Raw genomic sequence first — 15,818 nt, forward strand, 5'->3', positions numbered from 1 at the left:
AGAGGTGTTCAATACGCACGAACCGATCGGGGGATGGGGAATGCGCGCAATGATGGGCGCCGCACTGGCTGCGGCGGTGATGGGAAGTGTCCTGACGGCGCCGGTGGTGTCGGCGCAACCGACCGGGCGTACCGAGGCGCCGTATGACTCGTCGGCGCCGCTGGCCGGCGAGGTGCTCGGGTCCGTGGTGTCGATACCCGCACCCCTGCCGCCGGAGGCCGGACCACGACCCGCCGCGTGCGACCGACTGTCGTATCTGCGGTGGCGGTCGGCCGACGGACCGGAGAGTTCGGCCGACGCCGACCGGATACTCGTCGCCCAACCGGGGATCTTCGAGGGAGCGGGTGCGTTCGAGAGCGTCGCGCGCAACACCGTCGTCGCGGCGGCGGCCCGCGGTGCCCACCTCGAGTTCTGGGCACTCGACCGGCGATCGAACTGCCTCGAGGACCACACCGGTACCCGGGCGGCACTGCGGACGGGTTCGCTCGACACCGCGACCGACTACTACTTCCGCGGTGCCGAAGTGGACGGGCGACGATTCGCCGGCCACGCGAGCGGCACCGACGTCGCGTGGCTCTCGCAGGTCGGACTCGAACAGACGCTGCGCGACCAGTACGACCTGCTACGTCACGAGCTTCCCGACCCGGCGCTGCGGAAACGGAAGATGTTGTGCGGCGGGCATTCTCTCGGCGGTTTCATCACCGGCTACTTCGCGGAATGGGACTTCGACGGAGATCCCGCCACCACCGACGATGCCGGTTACAACCAGTGCGGTGGGTACTTCGCGCTCGATACGGTGATCGAGGCGGGAGCGCCGTTCCCGGGGCGGGGCGCCCTCCCGGATGTGCCGGACGCGGTCTCGGCGCCGCTCGATGCGTTCTCCGGATCGATCTCGACGGCGTCGCCGGTGCTGGCACTTCCCGCCGTCATCAATCCCGAGACGACGAATCTGCTCGCACTCACCGGACTCGCCGCGCGACTGGACCCGGACGGCACCGACGGAATCGTCCCGCGCATGCCCGACAACCCGAACGTCGACTGGACGTTGCGCACTCTGTTGTCGGGGGACTACGCGATGTTCGCGACGGGCAACCCGGATGTGCGGACGTTGAATGCGACCAACGAGGCGGTGCTCGGCGCGATCCTCGACGACAATTCGCAACCGCTGGGGTTCCTGCAGGCGAGCGTCGGATTCATCACCGGTGCGCCCGTGCGCGACAAGCTGTTTCCTGTTCCCGCCACACCTGAGGTGCTCAGGTCTGGATTCTTCGGCGATGCGCCCAAGGCGTCGCCGGCGGTGTTCGCGGATCCGGGAGTCGTCTACCGGTGGCTCGACTACGACGAGGTGGGCACGGCGGCGTCGTCACCGGACGAGGCGCGGTATACCGATCGGGGGAGCGAGGTGACGTCGATCGCGGAGCTGGCGCGGAATCTGTCGGAGCCACCACTGGATTTCACCGAGTGGTACTTCCCGTCGAAGCTTCCGTTCGACCTGGCGTCGGCGACCCGTTTCGAAGGTCATCTCCACCGCGACGGTGTCGCGCGCAATCCTGTGGTGACGTTGGTGGCGAGCGGTGGGATCTCGTTGCCGGAGACGGATCATCCGAACGAACGCAGGTGGGTTCTGCCCGGATACAACCACATCGATGTGCTCACTGCGGCCGCCGATCAGAACGACGGGCGGCCCGAGCAGGTGTCGCAGGCGCTGGCCGACTTCGCAGCCGACCGAGGCGGAAGCGTCGCGGCCGGATGATGCGGGATCAGGCGCCGCGTGCGGAGAAGATCGAGGTGTAGTCGTGGGGGCCGCTCACCTCGGCGACAGCGGTGACCGGTTCGGTCTCGGCGTCGGCCTCCGGAGTGGTGGGCGCGAGGAAGAGGGGTCCGTCGAATTCTTTGTTCTGGCTCATGGCCGTCCTTTCGGGTGCGGCCGGGTAGACCCCGGCCGTAGGGCAGTGCGAAGAAGAGGGGCCGCGGTACACGCGGCGGGGAACTCTCACGTCCGGTTCGGAACCTTCGGGCACTGTGGTGCGAGGTTGCTCATCATGTGCGAGCCGAACGATGTCTCCACCCTACACCAGAAGGTTCGCGCGACGTTTGACCGGCGAGTCGCGTGGGAAGACACTCGGCATGGCTACCTACAGAGTGATCGACCCGACCGGGAACGTCGTGGATACCAAGGAAATCGAGAGCGCGGACGACGCGCACGCCTGGTTCGTCGACCAGCGTGCCGACAACAGCGAACTCGGCTGGCGCATGGAGGCGCAGAACGAGCAGGACGGCACCTGGCACTTCTTCGACGACACCGAAGGAACCTCCTCGAAGTAGTCCCGGCAGCAACCCCTTGGGAGCGGGGTTGCTGCGTAGTACCCGAACGACGCGGCGCGCAGCGCCCGAACAGCGCGGTGCCGGTAGTCGTAACTACCGGCACCGCGCAGTTCAGGGGCTACTTCTTGAAAGCGTCCTTGACGTTCTCGACGGCATCCGAGACCTTGTCGCCTGCCTGCTTCAGACCGCTGGAGGTCTGATCGCCGCGACCCTCGGCTTCGAGATCACGATCGCCGGTCGCCTGACCGGTGTTCTCTTTGATCTTGCCGCCCGCTTCTTCTGCCTTGTGCTTTGCCTTGTCGACGAAGTCGGCCATGGGGTCCTCCTGTGTCATCGAACGTTGCCCTGACGGAGTACCCGACCCGAACAGCCTGAAACCGAACACGACCGACTCGTCCGTGTCAGACTTCGACACAAACAGCCAGGAGGAGACCGATGTCGCATCCCACCAACTCCGGTCCCGAGAACAACGACCCGATCGGCGACGCTCCCGACGCCGATCCCGAGCTCGTCCGCGACGGGCCGGTGCAGCGCCGGCGTTCGGCGGGTGCGGTGATCGCTGCCGTCGCGGTGGTCGTCGTGATCGTCGTGCTGCTCGTCGTCTTCCTCTGAACAGAACCGTTCACCGAGCAACGCGGGTTCACAACCAGTCGCGGCGCTTGAACAGCACGTACAGCACGATCGCCGACACGACCATGATCCCGACCCCACTCATCAGTCCCCACGCCTCGCCTACTCCGGGATAGGGCACGTTCATGCCGTACCAGCCGGTGACGGCGGTGGGGACCGCGATGATCGCGGCCCATCCCGTCAGTTTCTTCATGACGATGTTCAGGCGCGCGTCCTGCAGCGACAGGTTCGTCTCGAAGACGGTGTTCACCATCTCGCGCAGCGAGTCGGTCCACTCCGCAGCACGCATCACGTGGTCGTAGAGGTCGTTGTAGGAGCTGTCGAGCTCGGGGTGGTGGTTGCTCTCGGCGCGGGTGCGCAGGACGGCGTTGACGACCTCGCGCATCGGCAGCACGACCCGCCGGAGTTGCACGAGTTCCTTGCGGAGCCGGTAGACGCGTTGCTGGATCTGCCGGGTGGAAGCGCCGTCCTCGAAGAGGCAGTCCTCGAGGTCCTCGGCAGCGTCGTCGAGTTCCTGGATGGTCTCGAACTGCCCGTCGACGACCGTGTCGAGCAGACCGTGGATCAGCGCACCCGGCCCGTACTGCAGCAGGTCGGTGTTCTCGTCCCACCTGCGCACCACTTCGTCGATGTCGAACGGAGTGCCGCGGCGAACGGTGACGATGCCGCGGGCCAGGACGAACGCGGAGATCCGCGTGGTGCGGAGCCGGGACTCGTGCGCCTGATCCTCGTCCTCGGAATCCGGGAACAGATGGGTCGCGTACACCGTGAGGAAGGTGTGGGTGGCGTAGCGGGTGGCCTTCGTGCGCTCGCCGTGCGCGAGCGCATCCTCGACTGCGTGCGGGTCGAGATTCCATTCCTCGGCGAGTTCGAGCAGGGCCGCGTGCTCGGGATCCCACAGATCCACCCAGACGAGGGCCTCGGGATCGGCGAGATGCTCCGAGACGGCGGAGAGCGGGAAACCCTCGTCCACGAGTTTCCCCTGGGTCCACCGTCGGGTCCGGATGGAGTTGTCGTATCGGTCCGTCACTTCGGCAGGATCCCCCCGATGCGCGGTGTTCACACCACGTCTCTGCCGTAGGGGTCACACGACAGGACGATGCGCGGTGTCCACCAATCGCAGCACCTCGTCGACGAACGCGAGGTCGATCCGTGGCCGATCGTCAGGCCACGTACCCTGCTCGATCCGTTCCCGCATCGAGGTGAGCGTGGCGATCACGTGTGGCCCACCGTCGGTCAGGTAGCGCACCATCCCGCGCGCCGCGCACGCGTCGGCCGCGACGGCCAGGGTCTCCTCGGCCTCCTCGATGCGTCCGGCCGCATGCAGGCAGGAGGCGAGCAGGCGGTGGGCCTGCAGGTGGGCGCGGGGACGCGAGGCGGTGCGCCGCACCCACATCCGCGCCCAGTCGACGGCCTGTTCCGCTGCCTCGGGCTCCCCGTTCTCGCTGAGCAGCCGGATGGCGGTGGAGTCCTCGATCTGGAGGGTGATCTCGACGGTTCCGTCCGGATGGGGTGTGGTGTCCTCCGGCATCGTGCGTGCCGGTGTTCCGGGTGCCGTGAGTCCGAGCCGGACCTGCTCGTTCTCGATGCGTGCCCGCAGGCGCGGCAGGTCGTGCAGGGCCGCCACCCGCAGTCCCTCGGCGAGCAGGGCGACGGCCGCCTCCCGGTTGCCCTGCAACATCTTCAGTCGGGCAGCGGTACCGAAGCGGGCGATGAGGAAATCCGTTCCACCGCCTTCTATTCCGAGAAGGTTGCTCTCGTCGAGCAACGCTTCGGCCTCGGCGATCCGGCCCTGTTCGTAGAGCAACTCTCCGAGCATGGCGGCGGCGAGACGTCCGCCGTGGGTGTGGATCCCGCCGTTGCGCCGCGCTCGGCGCAGCGCTGTGCGGAAGTACTTCTCGGCCGCGGCGACGTCGAGCCGTTCGTTCGCGGCGATGCCGCACAGGCACTGACCGTAGATCGATGCGAAGGGCCCGCGGGTCTCGCGGTGGTAGGGCTCCGCCCATTCCTGCCACCGGATCGCGGAGGCGAAGTCGAAGCGGAAGATGTCGGCGTACGAGGCGAAGTCGACTGCGGCGGCCACCACCCAGGGGTGGACGGACGTCGGATTCTCCAGGCACGGCGCGATGAGTTCGTCGATGCCGTCGATACGATCGGAGTTCATCAGGATCGACGCCTCCACGGCGTTCGCCTCGATGCCCAGTGCTTCGACGTCGTAGCTGTCCGGCACCCCACGGTCGAGTAGTTCCCGCACCGCTGCGAGGGTTCTGCGGCACCGGTCCAGTCGCAGCAGCGCACTGTTGGCCCAGGCCTGCGTGAGCAGCAGGCGCGGATCGTTCGCGACTGCCCGCGGCGGCAGTTTGTCGATGAGGGCGAGCAGGGTGGCGATGTGGCCGTGCTCCATCAGGTACATGCCGTCGTCGGCGAGCAGGTCGACGGCGAAGTCGGTGTCGTCGGCGGCGAGGGCGTGATCGACGGCCTCCTGCAGCATGCGGTTGCGGGCGAACCAGTCGGCGGCGGTGCGGTGCAGATCCGCGACCTCGCCGGGATGGTCGCGTTCGAGACGTCGCCGCAGGAAGTCGAGGAACAGGTGGTGATAGCGGAACCACACGCGTTCGTCGTCGACGTGCCGCAGGAACAGGTCGCGTTCCTCGGCCTCCTCGAGCATCGCCTGGCTGCGCGGATCGCCCGTGAGTGCCGCGGCGAGGCTGCCGCTGATCGATTCGGTGATGCTGGTCGCGAGGAGGAACTCGTACATCCGGGGTTCGAGCCCGGCCAGGACGTTGTCGGCGAGGAACTCACCGATCGCATGGTGCCGGCCGGTGATGTTCTCGATGAGCCACGACGGATCGTCGCTGTCGCGCAACGACAACGATGCGAGCTGCAGGGCCGCGGCCCACCCTTCCGTGGTGCGGGTGAGATCCTCCACGTCCTCGGGGTCGAGGTCTATCCCGCCGATGTCGCGCAGGAACGCGTTCGATTCGTCCACGCCGAATCGCAGTGCCGTCGAATCGATCTCGACCAACTCATCGCGAACGCGCATGCGGCTGAGCGGAAGTCCGGAACGGTTGCGGCTCGTCACCACGATCTGCAGGTGATGGCATCCGCGGTCGAGCAGGAACTCGAGGGCGGCGACGGTTTCCTTCGACGTGACGCGGTGCCAGTCGTCGATCACCAGTGTCGCCGCGGTGTCGGTGCGGTGCAGCTCGTCGATGAGCGTGCACAGCACGTACCGTTCGGCCTCGTCGCCGTGCGCGTCGAGGATCTGGCCGAGCTCGCGTGCGAGCACGGGCCGGATCTGTTTCATGGCCTCGACGAGGTGCGCGAGGAACCACAGGACGTTGTTGTCGTCGCTGTCCACCGTCAACCACGCGACCGGCACGCCGTCGGCGGCGAGCACGTTGCGCCACTGCGCCGCGAGGGTGGACTTGCCGAAGCCGGTGGGGGCGTGGATGGCGATGAGACGGCGTCGTCCCCCGGCTCGCAGGAACGAGATCAGACGGCTGCGTTCGATCAGAGGACGGGACGTCGAGGGCGGCCGGAACCTGGTCGACGGTGCGGTGGACGGACCCGTGCGTCCCGAGACCGTGGCCGACCGGCCGGAGACCGTGGAGGCCGGCCCCGTGACCGGTGGCGCCGAACGCGGTGGGAACGGGCCGGACGGCGGTGACCCGGGCAGCGCCATCTCGTCGATCGGCAGGTTGTGGGCGCGCTGGACGTCGCGGAGCAGATCGCCGAACTCGGCGGCCGTCTGCGGCCGGTCCTCGGCCTCGGTCGCCATGCCGCGCTCGAGGACCTCGCACACGTCGTCGGGGATGCCCTCGCCGCGCAGGTCGGGGACGGGCTCGGAGGTGATGCGCACGAACTGCGCGACGATCTTCTCGCCCTCCTTCCGTTCGAAGGCCGCGTGACCGGTGATCGCCGCGAACAGGGTCGCGGAAAGGCCGTAGACGTCGGCGGCCGGAGTCGGGGCGTGACCGCGCAGCACCTCGGGGGCCGTGAACGCGGGGGAGCCGGTGATCTCCCCGGCAGTGGTGCGGAAGCCGCCGCCGATGCGGGCAATACCGAAATCCGTCAGCTGCGGTTCGCCGTATTCGGTGAGCAGGATGTTGCCGGGCTTGATGTCGCGGTGCAGGACGTCGGAACGATGGGCCGTCTCGAGCGCACCGGCGACCTTCACCCCGATCCGGACCGCTTCCGGCCAGGTGATCGGACCGTGCCGCCGGATGCGGGTGTCGACGGAGTCGTGCGGGTGATAGTGCATCACCAGATAGGGCAGACCCGTGTCCGTCGCGCCGGCCTGCAGCACGGTGACGATGTTGGGGTGGCCGGAGAGTCGTCCCATCGCGCGTTGTTCGCGCAGGAAGCGTTCGAGATCGGCGGGTTCGGGGGAGCGCCGCAGCACCTTCACCGCGACGTCGCGGTCGAGTTCGGCCTGCCGGCAGCGGTAGACCACACCGAAGCCGCCGCGGCCGATCTCCACGGCGTCGGTGAAACCGGCATCGTGCAGCGCGCGCACGATGTCGGTCTCTGCGACGTCGACAATCGGCGCGCGCTGAGTGGCGGCCGGATCGTTCTCGGTCATCGGCGCAATCACCTCGGGAAGCCGTTTCCCCAGGATAGTCTCGAAATGTGCACGCCCGCTGCAGATCGTGCGTCGCCCCTGGTCTAACGTGGTCCGGCCGGACCACGGTGCCTCACCGGGAACGGACGAAACGACACTGCGACCAGAAGTGGGACATAGATGAAGAAGACTCTCGCGGCGCTGTTCGGTGCAGGTGTGGTCCTGCTTGCGGCGGCGTGTGGATCCTCGGACGGATCCGACTCGGCCGAGGAGACCACCACCACGACGACCACCTCGGCTTCGGCGGAGGCCGGCACCTCGGGTACCAGCGTCGAACTCGGCAAGAGCTACGAGGAGAACTGCGAGGCTCTGCTGCCCTACCTCGACGAGCTCGAGGAGTGGGGCCAGGACCGCGCGGCCGCGGCCCAGGCCGTCGCCGACGCCCAGCAGCAGCTCCCGGCCTGGCAGGACCTCAGCGAAGAGGAGCAGGCCGACACCCTGCGTGCCATCGAGAACGCCGGAAAGGGCGAGTGCTGACGGTCGAGTGTTGATCGACGAGTTGTACGACAGGTTGAGGCGCTTCCCGGATGTGGAAGCGCCCAACCTGTTCGCCGTCGACGGGGCCGATCGCCTGCTCCTCGACGAAGCCGCTCCCGCCCTGGAGTCCGCCGCGCCGGGCACGGTCGTGATCGTCGACGACCAGTACGGCGCCCTGACCCTGGGTGCGGCCGTCCGGTTCGGCGCGGAGCGGATCCGGGTGCATCAGGACTCGGTGGTGGCCGAGCGCGCCCTCGCTGCGAACGCCGAGCGTGAGGATCTCACCGACCGCTACCGTTCGTGCGGACTCGACGCCGACCTGCTCACCGGCGCCCGGGTGGTGCTGCTGCGCCTTCCCCGTTCGCTCTCGGCACTGACCGAGATCGCCGAGACCGTGGCCCGCCACGCCGACCCCGAGGTCGTCGTGTTCGCCGGTGGCCGCGACAAGCACATCGGCCTCGCGATGAACGACGTCCTCGGTGCGTCCTTCGCCGAGGTGCGCGCGTCCCGGGGACGACAGAAGTCGCGGGTGCTCACCGCGCGCAGAGCAACTCCCGGACCGGCCTCGTATCCCGTCCGCGAGCGGCTCGACGAACTCGACCTCACCGTCGTCGCGCACGGAGCCGCCTTCGCCGGCCCGCGCCTCGACATCGGCACCCGCTTCCTCCTCGATCACTTCCCGGATCTCGGACTGCCTCGCAACGACACGGACGCGAGGCTCGCCGTGGACCTCGGCTGCGGCACCGGCATCCTCGCCGCGATGCTCGCCCGGCAGCTGCCCGAGATCCGGGTGATCGCGACCGATCAATCCGCCGCCGCCGTCGCCTCCGCCGCGGAGACGGCCGCCGCGAACGGGCTCGCCGACCGGATCGACACGCTCCGCGACGACGCCGCGAGCATGATCGCTGCGGGGTCGGTCGACCTCGTGGTGTGCAATCCACCCTTCCATATCGGCGCCGCCGTACACACCGGCGCGGCCCACAAGATGTTCGACGCCGCGGCCCGGATCCTCCGCCCGGGAGGACAGACGTGGACGGTCTACAACCGCCATCTCGACTACCGCCCCGCGTTGATGCGCATCGTCGGGCCGACCCGCGTCGAGGGACGCAACCGCAAGTTCACCGTGACCCGGTCGGTGCGGAGCCGGTAGAGTCCGTTTCGTCCGAGCTTTCTCGACGAAACGGGAACTCGTGAGGTCACTGCCTCGTTGAACGGACAGAAGCGACCACGAGAAGGGAAGTGCACGGTGCGCACCACCAGTAACCCGGTGTTCCGCAACCTGCCCAAGCAAGAGGGCGGCGGATACGCCACGTTCGGCTCTGCGACGGCGGGCGCCGCGCAGGTCACTCAGCAATTCGGTCAGCCGCAGACGGATCCGTGGGCACGCCCCACCGACCAGCGGACGATGACCATCGACGACGTCGTCACCAAGACCGGCATCACGCTCGGTGTGCTCGCCGTCTCGGCACTCATCTCCTACGTGCTGGTCAACTCCAACGTCGGCCTGGCAGCTCCGTTCGTCATCGGCGGCGGTCTGATCGGTCTCGTCCTCGTGCTGGTCGCGACGTTCGGCCGCAAGATGGACAACCCGGCGATCGTCCTCGCCTACGCGGTGGCGGAAGGCTTCTTCCTCGGCGCGCTGTCGTTCATGTTCACCGACATCACGTTCGGTGGCGCGGGCGGCGCGACCCTGATCGCGCAGGCCGTCCTCGGTACCTTCGGCGTGTTCTTCGGCATGCTCGTCGTGTACCGCACCGGCGCCATCCGCGTCACGCCGCGCCTGACCCGCATGATCGTCGGCGCCCTCGTCGGTGTCCTGGTCCTGGCGCTGGGCAACCTCATCGCCGGCTTCTTCATCGACGGTGGCCTGGGCCTGCGCGACGGCGGCCCGATCGCCATCATCTTCAGCCTCGTGTGCATCGGCATCGCGGCGTTCAGCTTCCTGCTGGACTTCGACTCCGCCGATCAGCTGATCCGCGCACAGGCCCCCGAGAAGGCTGCTTGGGGCGTCGCCCTCGGCCTGACCGTCACCCTGGTGTGGCTGTACGTCGAGATCCTGCGACTGCTCAGCTACTTCCAGAACGACTAGCAGTACGCCACGAAGACCCCGGACCACGGTCCGGGGTCTTCGTCGTTTCGCAGGGGTCGTTTCGCAGAGGTCGTTTCCCAGGGGGGTGTTTTCCCGGGGGGTGTACACCGTCACCCTGCCGGAAAGCCACGACGTGGGAACATGGAGTCATGCGCATTGCGGATTCCGTCATCGACCTCATCGGAAACACCCCCCTCGTCAAGCTCAACACGGTGGTGAAACCCGGATCGGGGCTCGTAGCGGCGAAGATCGAATACCTCAATCCCGGCGGCAGCTCCAAGGACCGCATCGCGGTGAAGATGATCGATGCGGCCGAAGCGTCGGGCGAACTGAAGCCGGGCGGGACGATCGTCGAGCCCACCTCCGGCAACACCGGCATCGGCCTGGCCCTGGTCGCGCAGCAGCGCGGCTACAAGTGCGTGTTCGTGTGTCCCGACAAGGTCGGCGAGGACAAGCGCAACGTGCTGCGGGCCTACGGTGCCGAGGTGGTGGTGTGCCCGACCGCGGTCCCGCCGGAGCACCCCGACAGCTACTACAGCGTCTCCGACCGTCTCGCCCGTGAGCTCCCCGGTGGCTGGAAGCCGAACCAGTACTCCAACCCGGGTGGCCCGGCGAGCCACTACGAGACCACCGGCCCGGAGATCTGGAACGACACCGACGGCAAGATCACGCACTTCGTCGCGGGCGTCGGCACCGGCGGCACCATCTCGGGTACCGGCCGGTACCTCAAGGAGGTCTCCAACGGTGCGGTGAAGGTCGTCGGCGTCGACCCCGAGGGCTCGGTGTACTCGGGCGGCACCGGCCGGCCGTACCTCGTCGAAGGTGTCGGTGAGGACTTCTGGCCCTCCGCCTACGACCCGTCGATCCCCGACGAGATCATCGCCGTCTCCGACGCCGACTCGTTCGAGATGACCCGTCGCCTCGCCCGCGAGGAAGGCCTGCTCGTCGGCGGCTCCTGCGGCATGGCCGTCGTCGCCGCACTGCAGGTCGCCGAGCGCGAGGGCCCCGACGCGGTCGTCGTCGTGCTGCTGCCCGACGGTGGTCGCGGCTACATGTCGAAGATCTTCAACGACAAGTGGATGGCCAGCTACGGCTTCCTTCGCGCGCCGCTCGACGGCAAGCCCGACGACTCCACCGTCGGCGACGTGCTGCGCGGTAAGAGCGGCGACCTGCCCGACCTCGTGCACACCCACCCGTCCGAGACGGTGCGCGACGCCATCGAGATCCTTCGCGAGTACGGCGTCTCGCAGATGCCGGTCGTGGGTGCCGAACCGCCCGTCACCGCAGGTGAGGTGGCCGGTTCGGTCAGCGAGCGCGAACTGCTCAGCGCCGTCTTCGAAGGTCGCGCGAATCTCGCCGATCCGGTCGAGAAGCACATGAGCCCGCCGCTGCCGAACATCGGCGTGGGCGAGTCGATCGACTCCGCCACGAAGGCGTTCGGCGACACCGATGCGCTCATGGTGATCGACGACGGCAAGCCCGTCGGCGTGATCACCCGCCACGACCTGCTCGGATTCATCTCTCAAGGCCGATAGGACACAGATCTTCATGACAGACCAGAACCAGCACGGTTTCGCGACCCGCGCCATCCACGCCGGGTACGAGCCCGACCCCCAGACCGGCGCCGTCAACGTGCCGATCTACGCCTCGTCGACCTTCGCCCAGGACGGCGTCGGCGAGATGCGCAACGGCTTCGAGTACGCCCGCACCGGCAACCCCACCCGTCGCCCCCTCGAGGCGAACCTCGCCGCGCTCGAGAACGGCACCTACGGCCGGGCGTTCGGCTCGGGCATGGCCGCCACCGACTGCCTGCTCCGTTCGGTGCTGCGTCCGGGCGACCACCTCGTCATCCCCAACGACGCCTACGGCGGCACCTTCCGTCTCATCGACAAGGTGTTCACGCAGTGGGGGATCGAATACACCCCGGCCGCGATCAACGACGCCGACGAGGTGCGCGCGGCCGTGCGCCCGAACACCAAGCTCGTGTGGGTGGAGACGCCCACCAACCCGCTGCTCAACATCGGCGACATCTCGGCGCTCGCCGACATCGCGCACGAGGGTGGTGCCAAGATCGTCGTCGACAACACCTTCGCGTCGCCGTACCTGCAGCAGCCGCTGGCCTTCGGCGCCGACGTCGTGCTGCACTCGACCACCAAGTACATCGGTGGTCACTCCGACGTCGTCGGTGGCGCGCTGGTGACGAACGACGAGGAACTCGACGCCGCCTTCGCGTTCCTGCAGAACGGTGCGGGCGCTGTGCCGGGCCCGTTCGACGCCTTCCTCACGCTGCGCGGCATCAAGACGCTCGCGGTGCGGATGGAAAAGCACTCCGACAACGCCGAGAAGCTCGTCGACTTCCTGTCGGGTCACTCCGCCGTGACCAAGGTGCTGTACCCGGGTCTCGAATCGCACCCGGGCCACGAGTACGCGGCACAGCAGATGCGTCGCTTCGGTGGCATGATCTCCGTGCGCCTCGCCGGTGGCCGCCAGGCCGCGCTGGACTTCTGCAAGCGCACCGAGATCTTCACCCTCGCCGAGTCGCTCGGTGGCGTGGAGTCGCTCATCGAGCATCCGGGTGCGATGACCCACGCCTCCACCGCCGGGTCGCTGCTCGAGGTCCCCGAGGATCTCGTCCGGCTGTCGGTGGGCATCGAGGATGCCGCCGACCTGCTCGCCGACGTCGAACAGGCGCTCGGCTGACACACCGGTCGTAGAAGACACGAGAAGAAGGCGTCCCGAAGGGCGCCTTCTTCTCGTTTCGATCGGGAAAAACATCGACGCGTCGCCCTCCGTTTCGGAAGAGTCGGAGCCATGACCGTTGCCATCACCACACCGACCGGGAACGTCGGGCGCCATGTCGTACGGCTGGTCGTGCAGGCCGGCCTCCGTCCCCGCGTCCTGCTCCGGCATCCGTCCGCCCTGTCCTCCGATGTACGCGAATACGTCGACGCCGTTCGCGTGGACCAACTGGATGCGAACTCGGTCGTCGAAGCCACGGAGGGGGTCGACGCCCTGTACTGGGTGGACCCACCGACCTCCCTGCCCGATCCGCTCGACGGTTACCGGCTGGCCACCGAGAGTCTCGTCGCGGCCGTCCGCACCAACGGGATCCGCAGGGTCGTCTTCCAGTCGAGCGGCGGTGCCGAACGCAGACGGGGGATGGGCGACATCGACGGGCTCGCCCTCACCGAGACCGCCCTCGACGAGCTGGGCATCGACGTGACCCACCTGCGCTGCGGGTACTTCTTCACCAATCTGCTGTTCGACCTCGATTCGATCCTGGGCGGCACGCTCACGACGGCGATGGACGTCGACCGCCCGCTCCCGTGGGTGGCGCCCGAGGACATCGCCGCCGTCGCGACCGCCCGGCTGCTCTCCTCCGACTGGCACGGACGGCACGTCCAGGCGGTGCACGGTCCGGAAGATCTGTCCTTCCGGGAGGTCGCGGCCGTGCTCGGCGAAGTGCTGGATCGCTCCGTCACCGTCCGGCAGGTCTCCGACGACGACGTCCGCGCCGAACTGGAAGGTGCCGGACTGACTCCGCAGCAGGTGGCGGCGATCGTCGACATGACGGCCGGCATCCGGGACGGATTCGTGCCGGAGAACCCGCGCGACTACACCACCACGACCCCGACCCCGCTGGCCGGCTGGGCCCGAACCCGACTGAAGGCCGCCTGCGATGCGTGACGCGTGACGGCGACCTGCGGAAGGAACCGCATAGCCCCCGGAAGCACTGCCGGGGGCCGTACGATCACGTGGTGACGGACAGCGAACATCCCGAATCCGCCCTGTGGGACACCGTGCTCGATACGGTACGGAGCCACGGACCCATGACGATCGACGAGGTGGCCGATCATCTCGAGGAGCACGGATTCGGCTCCGCCGAGCAGGTGATGATCGATCTCGAACAGTCGGAACCGCATCCGCTGCTGATGTGGTTGTCCGACGACCGTGTCGCGGCGACAGATGCGCTGTTCGAGGGCAGGACGCTGACACACCGACTCACCGCGGACGAACTCGATCGGCACGCGATCCCGGTCGACGACATCGAACCGCTCCTGCTGCTCGTCTCCGACGACGACGAGTTCGATCTCGTGCAGCCCGGTGGATCCGAAGCTGCTGCCGCGCAGAACGATACGGATTCGGGTGGAATCTTCCGCAAGGAGACGATCGTCTTTCCCGAAGAGGCACTGTCGGGTCACGAGCCGGGAGATCTGCTCGCGCTCACCGCGCGGGACGGTCGTCTGTCGTTCGCTCCGATCGACGACGAAGTCCGGAGCAGTGAGAGTGAATTCGTGCACGCGCTCGAACAGACCATCGCCCGCGAGCAGGTGGCGAGCCTCGAGGGCGCCTTCCTCGACGTGCTCGCCGACACGCCGGACGCGTTCTCCACGCCGTCCCTGCCCCTCGGGGAACTGCTCGCCGGAGCCGGTCTGGCCCGCAGCGGAGACCTGGTGGCACCGAACGGTTTCGACTTCGACGGATACTCCGACCGGGCGATGTTCGAGATCTATGCCGAACAGCTCGGGATCCCCGTCGACGCCGTGCCCGGCGTGGCCCTGTTCGCGTCGCTGGTCGAAGCCCTCGAACGCGGCGACGACGCCGAACTCGACGAGCGTTTCGCCGTGGGGAAATCCGGTCTGTACTCGGTGCTGTCCGATCCCGAGATCGCCGAGACCGTCTACGACGAACTGGTGGGGGAGAAACTCGCGCCCGAGGCGATCGAACAGGCCGCGCTGTGGCTGCTCGACCATGCGCCGCGACGCGCGGCGGGGGCGGCGCACTGGATCGCCGGTCGCGCGGCCGAATCGACCGGACGCCTCACGGAAGCCGAACGGCACTACGAGCGTTCGGCCGACCTCGACTCCGCCTTCGACCTGCCGTTGTTCGACCTCGCGCGCTTCGCCTCCGATCGCGGGGACGCGATCCGGGGGCTGTCCCTGCTCGCCCGGGTGCCGGGCGGTGACGAACATCCCCTCCACGAAGTGCTCGAACGGTACCGGCCGAAGGAGGTCCCGGGGCTCGGCCGCAACGACCGCTGCTGGTGCGGGTCGGGCCGCAAGTACAAGGCGTGCCATCTCGGGCGCGCCGACCACTCGCTCGAGGACCGGTCCGACTGGCTGTACATGAAGGCGGCCATGCACGCCCTGGAACCCGGATGGGCGGAACAGCGGGTCGCGCTGGCGGAGGCCCGCTCGGGCTACGGGGACGACGATGCTGTGGCCGAGGCCGTGGCCGATCCGCTCGTCGAGGACGTCCTGCTCTTCGATGCCGGCGCGTTCGCGGATTTCGTCGAGCGTCGCGGGGAGTTGCTTCCCGAGGACGAGGCGGAGCTCGCCCGCTCGTGGCTGGCGGTCGAGCGTTCGGTCTTCGAGGTCGAGGCGAGTGCGCCGGAGGAGTCGCTCACGCTGCGCGACGTGCGCAGCGATCGGGTGGTCGAGGTGTCCGCGCCCTGGCTCGCAGGTGAGGTGCCTGCCGGTACGTTGCTGTGCGCCCGCGTGATGCCGGTGGGTGAGGGCCGATGGGTGATGCCCGGCGGCTGCGAACCGGTGACGGAGGACCAGCGGGACACGCTCGTGGCGCTGCTCGCCGAGGGCACGGTCGATCCGGTGGACATCATGGACGTCCTGACCCATCCCGATGCTGCGGACTTCTATCCGGAACCGTAACTCT

Annotated in this window: 14 protein-coding genes; 10 read left to right on the forward strand and 4 right to left on the reverse strand. The window is 68.2% G+C overall.

The annotated features are described in order from the left end of the window. Positions 1-40 precede the first annotated feature (40 nt). Positions 41-1,753, forward strand: coding sequence for a hypothetical protein (locus tag LPH33_RS05905; RefSeq protein ID WP_229567419.1), 1,713 nt, complete (start codon positions 41-43; stop codon positions 1,751-1,753). A gap of 7 nt (positions 1,754-1,760) precedes the next feature. Here LPH33_RS05905 and LPH33_RS05910 read toward each other — a convergent pair whose 3' ends face one another. Further along, positions 1,761-1,907 (reverse strand): hypothetical protein, encoded by a 147-nt coding sequence (locus tag LPH33_RS05910; RefSeq protein ID WP_016691258.1) that lies wholly within the window; start codon positions 1,905-1,907, stop codon positions 1,761-1,763. A 220-nt stretch (positions 1,908-2,127) separates the two neighbouring features. Between LPH33_RS05910 and LPH33_RS05915 the strand changes: the two genes are divergently transcribed. After that, positions 2,128-2,325: a hypothetical protein gene (locus LPH33_RS05915; RefSeq protein WP_006553868.1), complete on the forward strand. Its 198-nt coding sequence runs from the start codon at positions 2,128-2,130 to the stop codon at positions 2,323-2,325. 118 nt (positions 2,326-2,443) lie between these two features. Here LPH33_RS05915 and LPH33_RS05920 read toward each other — a convergent pair whose 3' ends face one another. Further along, positions 2,444-2,641: a CsbD family protein gene (locus tag LPH33_RS05920; RefSeq protein WP_026060957.1), complete on the reverse strand. Its 198-nt coding sequence runs from the start codon at positions 2,639-2,641 to the stop codon at positions 2,444-2,446. 119 nt (positions 2,642-2,760) lie between these two features. On the opposite strand from LPH33_RS05920, the gene LPH33_RS05925 reads away from it, so the two are divergent. Then, positions 2,761-2,937: a hypothetical protein gene (locus tag LPH33_RS05925; protein ID WP_162836410.1), complete on the forward strand. Its 177-nt coding sequence runs from the start codon at positions 2,761-2,763 to the stop codon at positions 2,935-2,937. A 28-nt stretch (positions 2,938-2,965) separates the two neighbouring features. On the opposite strand, the gene LPH33_RS05930 is transcribed toward LPH33_RS05925, so the two are convergent. Both LPH33_RS05930 and LPH33_RS05935 read right to left on the reverse strand, forming a co-directional pair. Beyond that, entirely contained in the window at positions 2,966-3,985 is a 1,020-nt protein-coding gene (locus LPH33_RS05930) for a magnesium transporter CorA family protein (protein ID WP_229567420.1), read from the reverse strand. Between the two features lie 54 nt (positions 3,986-4,039). Beyond that, on the reverse strand, positions 4,040-7,540 hold the full coding sequence (locus tag LPH33_RS05935; RefSeq protein ID WP_229567421.1) for a serine/threonine-protein kinase: 3,501 nt from the start codon (positions 7,538-7,540) through the stop codon (positions 4,040-4,042). A gap of 159 nt (positions 7,541-7,699) precedes the next feature. Between LPH33_RS05935 and LPH33_RS05940 the strand changes: the two genes are divergently transcribed. The 7 genes from LPH33_RS05940 to LPH33_RS05970 all read left to right on the forward strand — a co-directional run bounded on the left by LPH33_RS05940 (position 7,700) and on the right by LPH33_RS05970 (position 15,814). Then, the gene (locus LPH33_RS05940) at positions 7,700-8,056 is read left to right on the forward strand and encodes a hypothetical protein (RefSeq protein ID WP_145692757.1); all 357 of its coding nucleotides are present in this window, start codon (positions 7,700-7,702) and stop codon (positions 8,054-8,056) included. 7 nt (positions 8,057-8,063) lie between these two features. Next, complete coding sequence (locus tag LPH33_RS05945; protein WP_160877097.1) at positions 8,064-9,206, forward strand: class I SAM-dependent methyltransferase; 1,143 nt, start codon at positions 8,064-8,066, stop codon at positions 9,204-9,206. Positions 9,207-9,302: 96 nt separating this feature from the next. Further along, positions 9,303-10,145, forward strand: a complete 843-nt coding sequence (locus tag LPH33_RS05950; protein WP_016691266.1) for a Bax inhibitor-1/YccA family membrane protein — start codon at positions 9,303-9,305, stop codon at positions 10,143-10,145. Positions 10,146-10,294: 149 nt separating this feature from the next. Next, on the forward strand, positions 10,295-11,680 hold the full coding sequence (locus LPH33_RS05955; protein WP_006553874.1) for a cystathionine beta-synthase: 1,386 nt from the start codon (positions 10,295-10,297) through the stop codon (positions 11,678-11,680). Between the two features lie 13 nt (positions 11,681-11,693). After that, on the forward strand, positions 11,694-12,845 hold the full coding sequence (locus LPH33_RS05960) for a cystathionine gamma-synthase (RefSeq protein ID WP_160877099.1): 1,152 nt from the start codon (positions 11,694-11,696) through the stop codon (positions 12,843-12,845). Between the two features lie 111 nt (positions 12,846-12,956). Continuing rightward, positions 12,957-13,832: an NAD(P)H-binding protein gene (locus LPH33_RS05965; protein WP_160877101.1), complete on the forward strand. Its 876-nt coding sequence runs from the start codon at positions 12,957-12,959 to the stop codon at positions 13,830-13,832. Positions 13,833-13,903: 71 nt separating this feature from the next. Further along, positions 13,904-15,814, forward strand: coding sequence for an SEC-C domain-containing protein (locus LPH33_RS05970; protein ID WP_229567423.1), 1,911 nt, complete (start codon positions 13,904-13,906; stop codon positions 15,812-15,814). The last annotated feature ends 4 nt before the right edge of the window (positions 15,815-15,818 follow it).

This window comes from Rhodococcus sp. RDE2, assembly GCF_020885655.1.
Lineage (GTDB): Bacteria > Actinomycetota > Actinomycetes > Mycobacteriales > Mycobacteriaceae > Rhodococcus > Rhodococcus pyridinivorans.